The organism is Chelativorans petroleitrophicus, assembly GCF_025398195.1.
GTDB lineage: Bacteria > Pseudomonadota > Alphaproteobacteria > Rhizobiales > Rhizobiaceae > Chelativorans > Chelativorans petroleitrophicus.
The window spans coordinates 1-15,606 of the sequence record NZ_JAODNV010000032.1; the positions used below are offsets into that span (position 1 = coordinate 1).

General features: G+C 60.2%; 13 protein-coding genes, 2 pseudogenes and 1 other annotated feature. Of the genes and pseudogenes, 7 read left to right on the plus strand and 8 right to left on the minus strand.

Annotated features, from left to right (window positions below):
* The first annotated feature begins 469 nt into the window (after window positions 1-469).
* The gene (locus NYR54_RS18435) at window positions 470-934 is read left to right on the plus strand and encodes a hypothetical protein (protein ID WP_261517179.1); all 465 of its coding nucleotides are present in this window, start codon (window positions 470-472) and stop codon (window positions 932-934) included.
* Window positions 935-1,463: 529 nt separating this feature from the next.
* Here NYR54_RS18435 and NYR54_RS18440 read toward each other — a convergent pair.
* The 4 genes and pseudogenes from NYR54_RS18440 to NYR54_RS18455 all read right to left on the minus strand — a co-directional run bounded on the left by NYR54_RS18440 (window position 1,464) and on the right by NYR54_RS18455 (window position 3,504).
* A protein-coding gene (locus NYR54_RS18440) for an IS3 family transposase (RefSeq protein ID WP_261517180.1) occupies window positions 1,464-2,611 on the minus strand; the annotation gives its coding sequence in 2 pieces (ribosomal slippage) (window positions 1,464-2,362 and window positions 2,362-2,611; 1,149 coding nt in all).
* A gap of 122 nt (window positions 2,612-2,733) precedes the next feature.
* Window positions 2,734-2,937 carry a hypothetical protein gene (locus NYR54_RS18445; protein ID WP_261517181.1) on the minus strand — a complete coding sequence of 68 codons (204 nt, stop codon included), beginning with the start codon at window positions 2,935-2,937 and terminating at the stop codon, window positions 2,734-2,736.
* Window positions 2,938-3,029: 92 nt separating this feature from the next.
* Window positions 3,030-3,113 (minus strand): annotated as a pseudogene (locus tag NYR54_RS18450) (DUF2793 domain-containing protein); the annotation flags it as partial.
* 124 nt (window positions 3,114-3,237) lie between these two features.
* Window positions 3,238-3,504 (minus strand): ArsR/SmtB family transcription factor, encoded by a 267-nt coding sequence (locus NYR54_RS18455; protein WP_244650303.1) that lies wholly within the window; start codon window positions 3,502-3,504, stop codon window positions 3,238-3,240.
* Between the two features lie 171 nt (window positions 3,505-3,675).
* Here NYR54_RS18455 and NYR54_RS18460 point away from each other — a divergent pair, with 171 nt between their 5' ends.
* From NYR54_RS18460 to NYR54_RS18470, 3 genes are read left to right on the plus strand one after another with little or no spacing between them, the layout of a single operon-like run.
* Window positions 3,676-3,879 (plus strand): YgaP family membrane protein, encoded by a 204-nt coding sequence (locus NYR54_RS18460; RefSeq protein ID WP_028035851.1) that lies wholly within the window; start codon window positions 3,676-3,678, stop codon window positions 3,877-3,879.
* 11 nt (window positions 3,880-3,890) lie between these two features.
* Window positions 3,891-4,904 (plus strand): efflux RND transporter periplasmic adaptor subunit, encoded by a 1,014-nt coding sequence (locus NYR54_RS18465; protein ID WP_028035850.1) that lies wholly within the window; start codon window positions 3,891-3,893, stop codon window positions 4,902-4,904.
* Entirely contained in the window at window positions 4,901-8,134 is a 3,234-nt protein-coding gene (locus NYR54_RS18470; RefSeq protein ID WP_261517182.1) for an efflux RND transporter permease subunit, read from the plus strand. Before NYR54_RS18465 ends, NYR54_RS18470 begins: the two co-directional genes overlap by 4 nt.
* A gap of 258 nt (window positions 8,135-8,392) precedes the next feature.
* On the opposite strand, the gene NYR54_RS18475 is transcribed toward NYR54_RS18470, so the two are convergent.
* From NYR54_RS18475 to dsbD, 4 genes are read right to left on the minus strand one after another with little or no spacing between them, the layout of a single operon-like run.
* Window positions 8,393-9,016 (minus strand): DsbA family protein, encoded by a 624-nt coding sequence (locus tag NYR54_RS18475; RefSeq protein ID WP_028035848.1) that lies wholly within the window; start codon window positions 9,014-9,016, stop codon window positions 8,393-8,395.
* Between the two features lies 1 nt (window position 9,017).
* Window positions 9,018-9,731, minus strand: a complete 714-nt coding sequence (locus NYR54_RS18480; RefSeq protein ID WP_261517184.1) for a L,D-transpeptidase — start codon at window positions 9,729-9,731, stop codon at window positions 9,018-9,020.
* A gap of 10 nt (window positions 9,732-9,741) precedes the next feature.
* A complete protein-coding gene (locus NYR54_RS18485; RefSeq protein ID WP_261517185.1) occupies window positions 9,742-10,545 on the minus strand; it encodes a TlpA disulfide reductase family protein in 804 nt (267 codons plus the stop codon).
* Window position 10,546: 1 nt separating this feature from the next.
* On the minus strand, window positions 10,547-12,331 hold the full coding sequence (gene dsbD, locus NYR54_RS18490) for a protein-disulfide reductase DsbD (RefSeq protein ID WP_261517186.1): 1,785 nt from the start codon (window positions 12,329-12,331) through the stop codon (window positions 10,547-10,549).
* Between the two features lie 133 nt (window positions 12,332-12,464).
* Here dsbD and NYR54_RS18495 point away from each other — a divergent pair, with 133 nt between their 5' ends.
* The 3 genes and pseudogenes from NYR54_RS18495 to NYR54_RS18505 all read left to right on the plus strand — a co-directional run.
* The gene (locus tag NYR54_RS18495) at window positions 12,465-13,130 is read left to right on the plus strand and encodes a response regulator (protein WP_028035844.1); all 666 of its coding nucleotides are present in this window, start codon (window positions 12,465-12,467) and stop codon (window positions 13,128-13,130) included.
* A complete protein-coding gene (locus NYR54_RS18500; RefSeq protein ID WP_028035843.1) occupies window positions 13,127-14,485 on the plus strand; it encodes an ATP-binding protein in 1,359 nt (452 codons plus the stop codon). The genes NYR54_RS18495 and NYR54_RS18500 overlap by 4 nt, the downstream gene beginning before the upstream one ends.
* A 101-nt stretch (window positions 14,486-14,586) precedes the next feature.
* Window positions 14,587-15,356, plus strand: a pseudogene (locus NYR54_RS18505) (IS3 family transposase); the annotation flags it as partial.
* Window positions 14,874-14,990: a sequence feature (AL1L pseudoknot), on the plus strand. It overlaps the preceding pseudogene by 117 nt.
* Window positions 15,357-15,606: the final 250 nt, after the last annotated feature.

Genomic DNA, 15,606 nt, shown 5'->3' on the forward strand with positions numbered 1-15,606 from the left:
TACGCGGCTCTGGAAACTGAAGCCATGGCCGCGTAACTAAACCAAATCAGCCTCCGGCAAACCCGGCGCGGTTCAGTCTCAGTCCAAACGAAGAGCTGGAGAACCTGTCGCTCGACCGACTGAGGCCTCAAGTCGGGTAAGGTGCCGACGTGGATTTATCGGAACTTGGCGCTGGGGCAAGCGACAGATAACTTGGCGGGCGCTGGTCTGAGGCACCTGCTAATGCCCATTGCCGATCAGCCAGGTGGCCTCGAAGTCGCCTTCGATGTTCTCCATATGCGCCTTTTCTCGGACAGATCGGAACAACCGCAGCAAGAGCCGGAACTCCTGGATGTGCTGTTGCCTGGTGGGCGAGAGAACCCAACGCTCAAGTGTGGCTGTTCTCGACCGGTTGCATGGGTTTGGCTCCAGCCGCACGGACGCCATATCGATCCCAGCGCTTCTCACATGGTGCGATCAGGACCGAGATGTGCGCTACCCGCTTGCAGCAGCGATCATCAGGTTCGCGCACCGTGCCAAAGAAACCGGTAGTCAGGTCTGGTCGGAACAGGCGAGAGCACTCCTCGCCAATGCGCCCGATCCCAACAGCGTGCTTACGGAATTCGTCGCGCGGTTTCGGCCGCAGAGCTGGAGCGGCTCGCGAGCTGCGCTCATGGAAGAGAATGCTAGACTGCTGGACAACCTTCCAGACAGCTCTGGCGAACTGATGGCGTATGTGGCCGATGCGAAGGCCCAACTTGCGCGAGAGATTGCCTCCGAGCGGCAGCAGGAGACAGAGTACGATCGACGAGCGGTTCGAATAACTCTGGAGCGTGTACGTGCCGCCAAGATCCACATCCGACTGCTTGGTGATGTCCGCACCAAGGAATACACCGGCGTCCCCTCTTCGAGCGACAGCAGCGAACCAACGAAGTCGGCACTGATGGTGACCTGAACGCGCTGCTTAGGTCAGCAATTGGAGCCTATCGCGGCCTCTGGAGTGGTGCCGACGCAGCGTGATCGGCGAGCTGAATTGGGCACCCGCTGCTCTCGTGCAAGCAATGTCACGGGAAACAACACTTAAACATCTTTTCGTCCAATAACGTACCGCCAACCTGACACTCGCAACACGCCAGCGCGGTATTTTTGGAGACCAAGTTCCGGCTCAAGCCTCCTTAGTGCCCGCCGGACAGCTTCCCTGTGCTTACGCTGGATTGTTTCACCTGGAAAGGCGAGTTTCGCCAACTCCTCGACTGTAAACCTTCTGTTTGGCTGTGCTTCAAACGCCTCGGCAACGCAGCGTTGCACTCGTCCCAAGCCACGGCTCGCGACACGACCTTATCCAATCAACTTCTTCAATGCTGCACTTCGCTTCTCGAGCGCTTTTGTTGTCTCGTTCGCTAAGTGAGCAGGCCCCGCGGTTTCGAGCAAAGCCACGCGCCCCTGAACCTGAGTGGCCTGCTGCCGGTTTTTCGGACACGAGGTTAAGCTAACATAGCTTTCTCCTCGAACTCGACGGGGCTCATATAGCCCAATGTCGAGTGCCGTCGCCGGGGATTGTAGAAGCGCTCGATGTAATCGAACACATCAGCCCTGGCGTCATCCCTCGTCCTGTAGACCTTGCGGGCTGTCCGCTCGGTCTTCAGCGACGAGAAGAAGCTCTCCATCGCAGCATTGTCCCAGACGTTGCCTGACCGGCTCATCGAGCAGGTGATGCCGTGATCGGCCATCAGCCGCTGGAACTGCTCGCTCGTATACTGGCTGCCCTGATCGCTGTGGTGCAACAGGCTGTCGGGCTTGCCTCTCCTCCAGATCGCCATGATGAGAGCGTCGGTGACGAGCTGTGCCGTCATCTCGGCCTTCATCGCCCATCCGACGACGCGCCTGGAGAACAGGTCGACGACGGCGGCAACGTAGAGCCAACCTTCGGCGGTCCAGATATAGGTGAAGTCGGCGATCCACTTCTGGTTCGGGGCCGAGGCTTCGAAAGCGCGGTCGAGGATGTTGTCCGACACCACCGCTCGCTCGCCGGTGTCTTTCGGCAGCCCACGACGCCGAGGCCGGGCACGCAGCCCGTTCTCCCGCATGAGGCGCTCGACGCGATGCAAACCGCAGGACAGGCCCTCGGCCAGCACGTCATGCCAGACGCGGCGAGCACCATAGGTTCGGTCGCTGCTCTTGAAGCTCCGATCGATCGCCGTCACCAACACCTCGTCGTGCCGCGAGCGAGCGCTGGGGCTGCGGTTGAGCCAGGCATGGAACCCCGAGCGGGAGACATCCAGCGCGTCGCACAGCCATGCCACCGGCCAGATGTTCCGGTGCCTCGCGATGAAAGCGAACCTCATATCGCTTCCCTCGCGAAGTAGGCTGCGGCCTTTTTTAGGATGTCGCGCTCCGCCCTCAGCTTGGCCACTTCCTTGCGCAGCCGGTCAATCTCCTGCTGCTCCGGCTTCAGCTGACCATGGCCGGGAAACGCATGTTGCGGATCCGTTGATAGCTCGCGCACCCATTTGCGCAGCACATTCTCGTGGATGTCGAGGTCGCGGGCTGCTTGCGCTACCGCAACGCCTCGATCCTTCACCAGCTTCACCGCCTCAAGCTTGAACTCGCGGCTGAACTTCCTTCTCTGCATTCCAACTCTCCAGTTCCGTTAAACACCTTATCTCGGTGTCCACGAAACCGGCAGCAGGCCAGAGCCACCAAGTTCTCGTTAGCTCGATCGCGAACCAATCATCAGCCAATACGCTGGTCATCTCACGCGTAAAAATACCAGTCTTCAGGCGCGATCATGCTGGGATCGATGCTGGCCTTGAGCTGATGGCTGCTGATCCCGAGCTTCTTTCGGTAGTTCGCGATCTCCTCTTGCGCGCCACCGAGCCATCGGTCGGGATCATCGCATGCAGAGAAGGCTGCCCGCCATCCCTGAACGAAGGCCGCTAGCCGAGCAAGTGCCTCCACCGCTAGAGGGAAGGCATCCTTCTTCGGCAGTTCAAGAGGATAGACGAGCTCCTAGACGCGCTCATCAAGTTCGGCCAGCCTCTTCGAGCGCGCCGGATCGCCTCGTTATGTGTCACATGCTTCTGCGCCCGCGCAGGAGCGATATAGGGAAGCTTCAGGTTCGGCGTTTCGAACATGCCCGCGGTCTCCTGACGAATTCTGACGGGGCGAGCATGATGCAGCTCCGGAATGCGGGGATAACTTTGCTCCCCGGGCATGACCAGCCGCTACTCCGGCTCCTCCCAGTCGCCGCGAGGTGGCTCAGCGTGACGTGCCCTGTGCGGGCTTGCAGAACGCCGCGTGCAACGCCTCCACGACCGAAAGCACTTCCGGGCGCGTGATGCGGTAGTAGACTGTCGTCCCCTCCCGGCGTGCTTCCACGAGGCCGTCCGCGCGCAGGCGCATTAGCTGCTGGGACATGGGCACCTGATCGATCCCAAGTTGCTGGCGCAGTTCGGCGACAGACTTCTCCTCGCGACCGAGCGCACACAGAACGAGCAGCCGTTGCGGGTGGGACAGGCTCCGCATGAGCTCTGCAGCACGGCTGGCTGCTGGTATCATCTCGGAAACATTCATGATCTTGAAATTATGACTTTTGAATGTTAGCTACAAGAGGCTGGTTCGAGGTCGGTGATCTTTGCGCCGCAGCAAAGTCCGCCGGCAACAGGAGATATATCCCTGCCGAAGAGGAATGGTGAAATGTCTATCGATCGTGCCGTCATGCTGTTCGCCGGGTTCATGGTGCTGATCTCGCTGGCGCTTGGCTTCTATGTTTCGCCGTACTGGTACCTACTCGCGGCCTTCGTCGGCTTGAACTTAATTCAAGCCTCGCTGACCGGCTTTTGTCCCGCCGCCATGCTGTTCAAGAGGCTTGGCTTGAAGCCGGGTCCCGCATTCAACTGAAACAAGCTGCCATGCGACACATCAATGTGTTGCTCGCCGGGCTCTATCTGATCGGTGCGGCCCAGCCTACCGCGAGCGGAGCGGCCGAGGTCCGCGCCAGGGCAGTTATCATCCCGGAAACCAAGGCGGTATTCGGACAAGTGCAAAGCCGCACGGTCGTGCCGGCGCGCGCACGCATTGGTGGGACAGTTCGCGAAATCCGGATCAGTGAAGGCAGCGAAGTGAAAGAGGGTCAAGTCGTCGCCGTCATCGTCGATGACAAGATCGCGCTCGAGCTCGCTGCCGCTCAGGCGAAGATCGACGCGCTGAAGTCGCAACTCAAGAATGCTCGAATTGAGCTCGAGCGCGCCCAACAGCTTCTTCAGCGGGGCGTAACCGCCCAGAGCCGATTCGACCAGGCTAAGACCCAGTTCGATGTCATCGTGAACCAAATGGCGGCCGCCGAGGCGGACAAATCCGTCATTGAGCAACGCGCGCGCGAGGGCGAGGTGTTAGCCCCGGCCACTGGCCGCGTGCTGACCGTTCCAGTAACGGAGGGCACGGTGCTATTGCCCGGCGAAGAGATCGCACGCATCGCAACCGGACGCTATTACCTGCGGCTGTCTCTGCCGGAACGCCATGCCGCCGAGATCGTCGAGGGCGCGACCGTCACCATCGGCCAGCGCGGATTGTCGCCCACCAAGAGCGGGAGCGTCGAGACAGCTCGCGAAGGGCGCATCGCCAAAGTCTATCCGGAAATTGCGAGCGGACGTGTCATCGCCGACGTCGAGGTGAGCGGGATTGGCGACTACTTTGTCAATGAGCGCACGCTCGTCTGGATACCCGTCGGCAAGCGCAAGGTGATCGCAGTCCCGACAGCCGCGGTGCGCACACGCCAAGGCATCGACTACATCCGCATTGCGATTGCACAAGGGGAACAGGACGTGCCGGTCATCTTGGGGGAGACGTTCTCCGACAGCGAAGAAGAGCCTCTGGTCGAGGTGATGACAGGCCTCCGCGACGGTGACCGAGTGATCCTGCCATGAGACTCGGGCTTGCCGGCCTCCTCACGCGGGCCTTCATCAGCTCGCCGCTGACGCCGCTTTTGCTGCTCGCCTCGTTCGCGCTCGGCCTCATCGCGCTTGTGGCGCTTCCGCGCGAAGAGGAGCCGCAGATATCCGTACCGATGGTCGACGTGCGCGTCGAGACCAACGGCCTCAAGGCGGAGGACGCCGTCAAACTCGTCACGGAGCCGCTCGAGACCATCATCAAAAGCATCGACGGCGTGGAGCACGTCTACTCGCAGACCCACGACGACTCGGTCATGGTGACGGCGCGCTTCCTCGTCGGCACCAGCTCGGATGCCGCGATCCTGCGGGTGCACGAGAAGATCCGCGCCAACATGGACCGCATCCCCGTCGGCATTCCCGAGCCTCTGATCGTCGGGCGCGGCATCGACGATGTGGCCATTGTCGTCGTCACGCTCAGCTCGACCACGGAAGCTGCTTCCCGCTGGACCGCGAATGGGCTGACCCGTCTTGCGCGCGAGCTGCAGGTCGAAGTGGCAAAGCTTCCTGACATCGGTCTCACCTACATCGTCGGCCAGCAGCCAGAGGAGATCCGGATCGAGCCCGATCCGGAAAAGCTTTCCCTTTACGGCATCACGCTCCAGCAGCTGGCGGGCAAGATCGAGGGCGCCAATCGCTCCTTCCAAGTCGGACGCGTGCGCCAGGCCAACGAGCAGCGAACGCTGGTCGCAGGGCAGACGCTCCAGCACCTGACCGAGATCGGCAATCTCTTGCTCACAGCCCGCGATGGGCGGCCCGTGTACGTGCGCGACGTGGCAGATGTCGTCCTCGCGACCGACCCCAACGAAACGCGCGTGAGCGAATACCGAAAGACCAAAGATGGTCTCGAACGCGTGCCGGCGGTTTCACTCGCCATCGCAAAGCGTCCCGGCACCAACGCGGTCGTCATAGCAGATAAGATCATTGAACGGCTCGAGCAGGTCCGCGGAAGCATCTTCCCTGCCGACGTGGAGATGTCGATTACGCGCAATTACGGGGAAACTGCGAACGAGAAGGCAAACGAGCTGCTGTTCCACCTCGGACTGGCGACCGTCTCAATTGTTCTCCTGATCTGGTTCGCAATTGGCTGGCGCGAAGCGCTCGTGACGCTCGTCGTCATTCCGACCACGATCCTGCTCACACTCTTCGCCTCGCACATCATGGGCTACACCATCAATCGGGTGAGCCTGTTCGCGCTAATCTTTTCCATCGGCATTCTCGTCGACGACGCCATCGTGGTCATCGAGAACGTGGCACGGCATTGGGCGATGCAGGACGGACGCCCGCGCAGCCAAGCAGCCGTCGAGGCCGTGGCGGAAGTCGGCAACCCGACGATCGTTGCGACACTGACGGTCATCGCCGCGCTACTGCCGATGCTTTTCGTCTCCGGAATGATGGGGCCCTACATGGCGCCCATCCCCACCAACGCCTCGGCAGCGATGCTGTTTTCGTTTTTCGTCGCCGTGATGCTGACCCCGTGGCTCATGATGAAGTTCAGCGGACCAGGGAACGGCGGCCCGTCTCACGCGCATCGCGATAGCCATGTCAGCGGCTTGGGTCGCGCGTACATGGCAGTTGCCCGACCACTACTCGTGAAGCGGTGGCGGTCATGGGTCTTTCTTGCCATCGTCGCCCTTGCAACATTCGGATCAATGGCGCTGCTCTACACGAAGCACGTCACGGTCAAGCTCCTGCCCTTCGATAACAAGACCGAGTTGCAGATCGTCGTCGATCTGCCGGAAGGAGCCTCGGTCGAAGAGACGGACCGCGCGCTCGGAGCCATCGTCCAGCGTTTGTCGGAAGTGCCCGAGGTCGCCTCGTTTCAGACCTACGCAGGTACGGCGGCACCATTCAATTTCAACGGCCTTGTGCGCCATTACTACATCCGATCGTCGCCGGAGCTTGGCGATGTGCAGGTCAATCTGGTCTCGAAGCACGACCGCGCCCGCACGAGCCATGAGATCGCGCTCGATGTGCGCGAGCGCCTCAAAGGCCTCGATCTGCCCACAGGCACCGCCGTGAAAGTGGTCGAACCACCGCCGGGGCCCCCGGTGCTCGCGACGCTGCTGGCGGAGATTTACGGACCTGATCCGGAAACCCGGCGTGCGGTCGCCACCAAGGTGCGCGAAGCTTTCGAAAGCGTTCCTTTCATAGTTGATGTAGACGACTCCTTCGGCGTCCAGGCTCAGCGCGTGCGGCTCGCTATTAATCAAGACAACCTCGAGTATCATCGCGTCGAGCAGTCGGACGTCTACGATACGGTGCGCGCGCTCTACGCCGGCCCCGTTGTCGGTTACTCTCACCGGGGCGGCGGTCGCCATCCCATCCCGATTCGTCTTGCACCCGCAACGAACGAAAAAGTGGTGAGCGAACGGACACTGGCAACACCTGTGCCCGCCAATGCTCTGCCTGGTGAGCGTAGCGTCGTTGAGCTTGGTGATGTCGTAAGCGTTCAGAACGAGCGCGCGTCCTTTCCGATCTTCCGCCACAACGGCCGAGCCGCGGAGATGGTCACAGGCGAACTGGCCGGTGCGTTCGAGGCGCCGATCTACGGTATGCTGGCCGTGGCCGAGGCAATCGAGAAGGCGGACTGGGGCGACGTGCCAAAGCCGGCAATCGCGCTCCATGGCCAACCCGATGACGAAAGTACCCCAACGCTGCTCTGGGACGGTGAATGGGAGGTCACTTGGGTGACGTTTCGCGACATGGGCGGCGCCTTCATCGTTGCGATCCTCGGCATCTACATTCTGGTCGTCGCCCAGTTCCGCTCGTTCAAGCTCCCGCTGGTGATCCTGACGCCGATCCCGCTCACGCTAATCGGTATCATGCTAGGTCACTGGCTGTTCGCGGCGCCGTTCACGGCGACCTCGATGATAGGCTTCATTGCACTTGCCGGCATCATCGTGCGCAACTCGATCTTGCTCGTCGACTTCATCCGGCATGCGCGCAAACCGGGCCGCCCGCTAATCGACGTACTGCTCGAAGCGGGCGCAATCCGCTTCAAACCGATCCTGCTCACTGCCCTGGCCGCCATGATTGGCGCTGCGGTGATCCTTGCCGACCCGATATTCCAGGGACTCGCCATCTCGCTACTCTTCGGCCTCGCTTCATCGACGGCGCTGACGGTCCTTGTCATCCCCGCGATCTACGTGGTCTTACGAGGCGGGGAGAAGCCTGCAACAGCGGACGTTCCGAATGCCGATCAGTGACGCGCAAAGATCTGCGGAGGCGCCAGCTCAGCTGCATTCCCGAAAACGATCAAAAGAGCCTCCTGTTCTTCGTATCGAGCGGTTTGGTAAGACGCCGATAGGTCAGGCGCTTGCCGTGATAACCGCCTTGGTGGTGCGCTCCTTGTCTGCAATTCCCAGCGCCGACCTGTTGTTGTAGCAGAAGTGGAATTCCGCGAGATATCTGCGCATTGCGAGAACACTCGGCGCCTTACGGGGCCGAGTGAACCGAGGAGAGGCTCAAGCATTTCTAGCTTCTGCAACCGCTTCCTTGAGCGCTTTCTCGTTCATGTAGCCAGGATATATTTTCCGGCCGATGACAAAAGCTGGAGTTCCTTGAAGATTGAAGGCATTCGCCTGGGCTATATTGCGAACGATGATTGCATCGATCTGGCGACTGTTCTTCTTATAGGCCGCATGCAACTCAGTCGGATCAAGTCCAACCTTTTTCAGAGTCGCATCGACATCTTGCCGGCTTAACCTCGCGGGCGTGTTCATGAGCGCTTCGAGCGCCGCGGCGTATTTGCCGGCGGCGGCGGATGCGAGAACGAGGTTGGCAGCGTAGATCGATGGGTCTCCGAATATTGGAAAATCTTTCATGACGAGCCTGATTCTGCCGTCACTCTCGATGACTTTCATCAGCTCCGGGTGATTTCTCTTACAATACGGACATTGATAGTCGAAGAACTCAGCAATGGTGACATCACCCTTCGGATTGCCCAGGGCAGGGATGTCAGGATCGAAATAGACATCCTTCTCGGTCGGATAGCCTTGGGCGCGCAACGGCGTTGCCCTGAGAATCGATGCTGATGCGCCAGTTTTCGCAAAAATTAACGTCGCAAAGAATTGCCTGCGGTTGAGCATTTCAGCTTTCTCCCTTCTGGTTTGCCCCGAGCACGACCACACGCGCCCCTTTGGGAATGCGGTTGTAGAGATCGATGATGTCGTGGTTCAGGAGGCGAATGCAGCCGGACGACACTGGTTTGCCGATGGACCAGGGTTCGTTTGTCCCATGAATGCGATAGAGCGTGTCCTTGCCGTCTTTGTACAAATAAAGCGCGCGAGCGCCGAGTGGATTATGGAGACCTCCGTCGAGTCCCTTCGCATAAGGACCATAGCGTTCCGGCTCGCGCTTGATCATATCGGGTGTCGGGACCCAGCCGGGCCATGCCGCCTTTCGCAATATGTCTGCCTGTCCCTCGAACTCTAGTCCGGCTTTGGCGACGCCAACTCCGTAGCGCATGGCTTTGCCGCCTTCCATTACCAAATAAAGGAACCGGTTCTGGGGATCGACGATAATGGTCCCAACGGGCTCATCCGTTTGATAATCGACGATTTGGCGCAGATATCGGGGATCTATTTTTGAAGTATCGACGGCGGGTATGATCGTCCCATTGTCGTTGATCTCACCGTATGGGTTGGAATGCGCGCCGCTCTGACTCGCTTGGCTTGCCTCCGCGACGCCGATTACGGATTGAGTCGTTGCGGTGCATGCAGACGTGGCGACCGGCGCAGAGGCAAGTAGGATGATGCGCAGGAGTTTGTTCAACGCGTCGCACGTGTCAGCGAGTGTGTACAAGCTTGCCTCCTTACCTTTCGACACTCAGTTTCTTCAGATTGGATTGCAGGGTTTCGAGGGATATTTCGCCTAGGTGGGCTTGGATCAACTTTCCGCCTGCGTCGACGAAAAGTGTTGCCGGAAGGCCGGGTGCGCCGTAGTGGCGAGCGAGGTCGCCGAGCGGATCAAGGAGCACGTTAGCAAGCTCAAGCCCGGCTTCCGCCAGATATCGTTCGATGGTCTCAGGAGGTTCGGACTGATTGACGAACAGAAACACAACCTCATCAGATGCTGCAGAAACCCTTGCCAACGTCGGCATCTCTCGCCGGCACGGGGGACACCAGGAGGCCCATAGATTTATTACGACGGGCTTGTCGCCCGTTGGTCTGAGTGCGTACTGTGTGCCTTCCAGCGTGGTAAAATCTCTTTCGGGAAGGGTAATTTCGCGAGTGGACCCGACAAGCTGCGCCGTGATGATCCAGGCGATCAAGCCTACAGCTATCGGCGCAAGCGCCCAGAGACGCTGCCGGGTCGATTTCAGTCCAAATGAGAGGCTGACCGCAATCGTAAGCGCGCCGGCGATCCAATTGAAACCGCCCTGCCATAACGCAAGTGCGCGGAACGGACCATCTGCGAATTGGGGCCAATGAGTTGCGACGTGCCCAGCGCGGGCCGTGACGACGGCGCTGATGAGGCTGAACCAGGACCAATTCTCAAGCCTTTCGTCAACGCGGCGGGCAAGGAAGCCAGACGTGAGCAGAAAGCCGAGAATGCCCGCGACGACGGCAAACCGATCTGCTGCCAGGACGAGCGGTCCGAACGAAACAGCGGCCATTTCAGAAACTCCGGACCATCGCCGCCGACTTGGACAGGAGTTCGGCCGTCACCTCACCAACGAGGCGGGTTCCTGCGACTTCCCGGGCGTGGCGATCGAAAAATATCATCGTCGGTGGACCGGCGACGCGGAGCTGCTGCATTAGCTCGGTGCTCTCTTTACGCAGAGTAGAAAGGTCTGCCTTTACAAGGTGGAGACCTTCGAGACTTTGTTTGACCCCGTCCTGAGTGAGAATGGATCGCTCAATGGTACGACAGGTGATGCACCAATCCGCTGTGAAATAAACCAAGGTTGGCTTTTGGCCGCTCGCGGAGCGGAGCTCGTTTTGCAGCTCGGAGGCTGATGCGATGCTCGCAAACTGCAGTTCGGTATTTTTGCTCGATCGAGAAGAGTTTGCGAGTGTGGCGAGGGGCTGCCACGGATCTGTCGATCCTATCGCGGCTCCGATGATCAGAATAGTTCCGTAGATGACCGCCATGAGCCCAGCAGTTCGAGCCAGTATGGGGAGTCCACTGTTGCCCCTAGCAGCGCTGAAGGCCCATGTTCCTGTACCGATCAAAAGTGCGGCCCAGAGAACGAGATCTAAGCCTGCAGGCAAGAGCGGCGCCGATATCCAGATTGCAGTGGCGAGAAAGCCGATGCCGAAAATAGCCTTTACGTATTCCATCCAGGCGCCAGCTCGCGGCAAAATGCTCGCGCCCATCGTTCCGACCACTATAAGCGGAATGCCCTTCCCTATTCCCAGGGCAAAAAGGGCCGCGGCTCCGAGGAGCATATCTCCTGACTGTGCGATATGGAGAAGCGCACCGGCGAGTGGAGCGGTCACGCAGGGGCCGACGATGAATGCCGAGGAGAACCCCAGAACGGCCACCGACTTCTTCGATATTTCAAGTCTCCCGGTTCTTGCGGCAATCCAATTGACCCAGCCGGCAGGTAGCTGCAGCTCAAAAAGCCCGAACATTGCCAGCGCCAGCAGAACGAAAACGATGGAAACGGCGCCTGTCGTAAATGGTGACTGCAAGACCATCTGCAGGTTCTGGCCGGACCAGCCTGCGAATGCTCCGAGCAGTGAGAAGGCTGAAGCAAAGGAAAGGACGTAGATTGCGGACAAAAAGAAGCCCCGGCGGGCGGTCAGCCGGTCTCCTTCGCGTGCCAGCGTGCCGGCAAGAATGGGATAAATCGGGAAGACGCAGGGGGTGAATGCAATGAGCATCCCGAAGCCCAAGAAGCTGAGGACGACCAGCAGCGGACCTCCCTTACGGAGCAGCGATCGAACGAGCCCCTCTTCTTGAGCGAGGCTGAATCCCGTCGCGGGTTCCTCCGGTGCCCCAGCGGAGGCGGCGGCATCAGGGCTTGGAACGTTGGCGGAGGTATCAGTGTGGCTCGAGACCGCGAGCGTCAGGGGATCGATGCGCTTCGTCTGCGGCACGTAGCATATGCCGTTCTCCTGGCAGCCCTGATATGTGATCTCGATCGGTTGATTGGAGGCGCCAGGAACCGTGGCAGTGGCCCGCTCGTAATAGACCTCCGTTACTCCAAAGATGGGATCCTCTTTGGCGATCCCCTGTGGTGTTTCGACTTTGCGCTCCGATCCATCGGCGCTTCTTGCACTGATGCGCGCGCGATAAAGGTAATAGCCATCGGCGATCGTCCAATCGAAGCGCACGCCTCCGTCAGCGATCTTCGAGACTTGAAGCTGGAAGGCCTCATCGGCGGACAGCGGATCTGCTGTGACAGGTGCGGCAAAGATGCCAAGAAACACCAGGCTGAGAATGACTAATCTCATCCTCTCCACCTCCGATTGCACGTTAGGCGTTCTACGCGGACGCGCGGTGCCTGGAGGTGGAGGTGTCGCTGGGAGCTTAAGGCAGCCTTAAGCCCCGAATGCCACCCGCGAGGTGCGTACGGAATGACACACCATGCGGATATTGGTTGTAGAAGACGATCCCCTGTTGCTCGACGGGTTAGCCGTCGGGCTTGGGCTCAAGGGGTTTACGGTAGATGCCGTCGCTAACTGCGAGGACGGCCGCGCCGCTGTTCGCGCGCAGCGATATGATGGCATCGTGCTCGACGTCATGCTTCCCGACGGTTCGGGGTTCGATCTCCTGAAAGAACTCCGCGATGCCAAAGACGGCACGCCAGTGCTTCTCCTCACGGCACGCGACCAGGTGCCGGAACGCATTGCGGGTCTCGACGCCGGCGCAGACGACTACGTCGGCAAACCATTCGATCTCGACGAGCTGGCTGCACGACTGCGCGCCATTGCTCGCCGCGGCGCCGGGCGTGCCACTGCGCATCTCGAATGGCGGGGTGTGGTGCTCGATCCAGCGTCTCTGACGGCAACGAGAGACGGTGTACCCCTGAAGCTCACGCGGCGCGAATTCGCCGCGCTTCGCGCCCTCATGGAACGCCCCGCGGCCACTGTCTCGAAGGCGGCCCTGGAGGAGGCGCTATACGGTTGGCAGGAGGAGGTCGAAAGCAACGCGGTCGAGGTTCATATCCATCATCTGCGGGCCAAGCTGGGACAGGATTTCATCAAGACGGTCCGTGGGCTGGGTTATAGACTTGCGGAGGGAGGCGCGTGAATTCCATTCGTAGCCGGCTCCTCGGAATTCTCATCGGTACCACGTTGTTCGTGTGGCTTGCGGCCATCGCTTGGATCTACACGAGCACGCAGGCCGAGGTGGAGCGAGTGCTCGATGCACGTCTGACCGAAGCAGCGCGCATGGTGAACTCGCTGCTGGCAGATCACCGGATCGAGATAGCTTCTCAGGGGAATGTCGCCACGTTGACCACCCTAGCAAATCTTGCCGCAGCGAAGGCTTATGAGCGGCAACTCTCCTGCCAGATTTGGTCGCTCGATGGGACGCTCGTTGCTCGATCCGAAAGTGCCCCCGAGCTGCCGCTGACGAATGCGATGCAGGGCTTTTCGGAAGACATCGTTGATGGCGAGACTTGGCGTGTTTTCACAATTGAAAATGCTGAGCTCGGCGTTCGTGTCATGGTGGGCGATAATCTGCGGATGCGCGAGCGGCTCGTCGGCGATGTCGTGAAGGGGATGGTACATTCGGCGGCCCTGGCCATACCTTTTCTCGTCGGGATGATTTGGCTGAGTGTCAGCCGCGGGCTCATGCCACTGAGCGATATGGCGCGCGCGCTCTCGCAACGATCGGCGAACGAGCTCACGCCTTTACCGAGTGCCGGAATTCCCAAGGAAATCGCTCCGGCTATTGAGGCAATCAACGACCTTTTCGGACGGGTGGAGGCGGCTCGTGAACGGGAACGGAGTTTTACGGCCTTTGCAGCGCACGAATTGAAAACGCCGCTTGCGGGCCTCAAGACCCAGGCTCAAGTCGCGCTGTCGAGCACGGATGGGGCTGTTCACGCCAATGCACTCCGGCAGATTGCGGCCGGTGTTGACCGGACGAGCCGGTTGGTCAAACAGCTGCTGGATATGGCAGCACTCGAGGCGAGCGATGCGCGACCATGCCATTCGTATGAAAGTATGAACCATCTTGTGAGCTCCGTGGTCGCGGATTTGCTTCCCTTGGCATCCGCGCGAGGTATTCCGATAAAACTCGAGAGCTCGGAACAGGACGTGCGGGCCAAAGTCGAACCGCACTTTTTCGTTCTCGCGCTCCGCAATCTGCTCGAGAACGCACTGGACCACGCGAATGACGTGGTGACGTGCCAGGTGCTCGACCTGGGGAAGGAGGTCCGGGTCGTCATCGAAGACGATGGCCCAGGTATTCCCGAGCCGGAACTGGAATTAGTAACCGCTAAATTCGTCCGTGGCCGCCACAAATCAGCAACCGGAAGTGGCCTCGGTTTGGCGATTGCGAAGGTCGCCATGGCCCGCATCGGCGGCAGGCTCACGCTTCATAATCGGAAACCTACTGGCCTTGCTGCTACGCTTGAAATCCCTAATCGAGCTGCGTGACCAGGCAGACACAATCCCAAAGCGCGAGCTGCAAACCAGATGACCGGACTATGAACCGCTCCGGGTTTGTCGGAGGCTCCAGATCTTGAGAGATTGGAGCCATGGAGAATCACAAGACGTCCCGTAAGTTTTCGCCTGAGGTGCGTGAGCGCGCCGTACGGATGGTGTTTGAGCACGCGCCCGAGCACACGTCGCAGTGGGCGGCCATTACCTCGATTGCCGTCAAGATCGGCTGCACGGCGCAGACGTTGCATACCTGGGTGCGACAGGCAGAGCGCGACCAGGGCCTGCGAGCCGGTCTGACAACGGACGAGCGCGAGCGCATGAAGGCACTGGAGCGCGAGAACCGCGAGCTGCGGCAGGCCAACGAGATCCTGCGCAAGGCCAGCGCTTATTTTGCCCAGGCGGAGCTCGACCGCCGATGGAAGCCATGATCCGCTTTGTCGATGCGTACCGCGATGAGCACGGGGTCGAGCCGATCTGCCGCGTACTGGCGATTGCCCCGTCGACCTATCACGCCCATGCGCGCCGCCGCGAGAACCCGGAGACGGCACCTGCACGGGTCAAGAGGGATGCTCAGCTGATGAGCGAGATCCGCAGGGTTTTCGATGACAACTTCCAGGTCTATGGCGTGCGCAAGATCTGGCGGCAGATGCAGCGGGAGGGCTTCGAGGTGGCCCGATGCACGGTCGCCCGGCTGATGCGGAAAATGGGTTTGCAAGGGGTGATCCGCGGCAAGCGGGTGCGCACAACGATCGCTGACAAGACAGCCATCTGCCCGCTCGATCGCGTCAATCGGCAGTTCCGGGCGCCGCGGCCGAACATGCTGTGGGTGTCGGACTTCACCTACGGTGCGCCTCGTCCCGGATGGTCCGGGGTGCATATGACTGGAATGCATTGAGAAAGGAGGATTTGAAGAATGCCGTGCCCCCTGCTGTGAGGGGCATGAGCCCAAGCGGCGGTGACCTGTCGTCAACTGGCAGGGTGACGTAGCCCGCAGGTAAAGGGAATTGAGGCGAAGCCGTTACGCCGAGATGGTTCCCGAGGCTGTAGCACTGGAAGGTTGAGGAACACGAACCGGTTAATCCGCATCCGAGGGCTGAAATGTCGCCTTCGCCTAC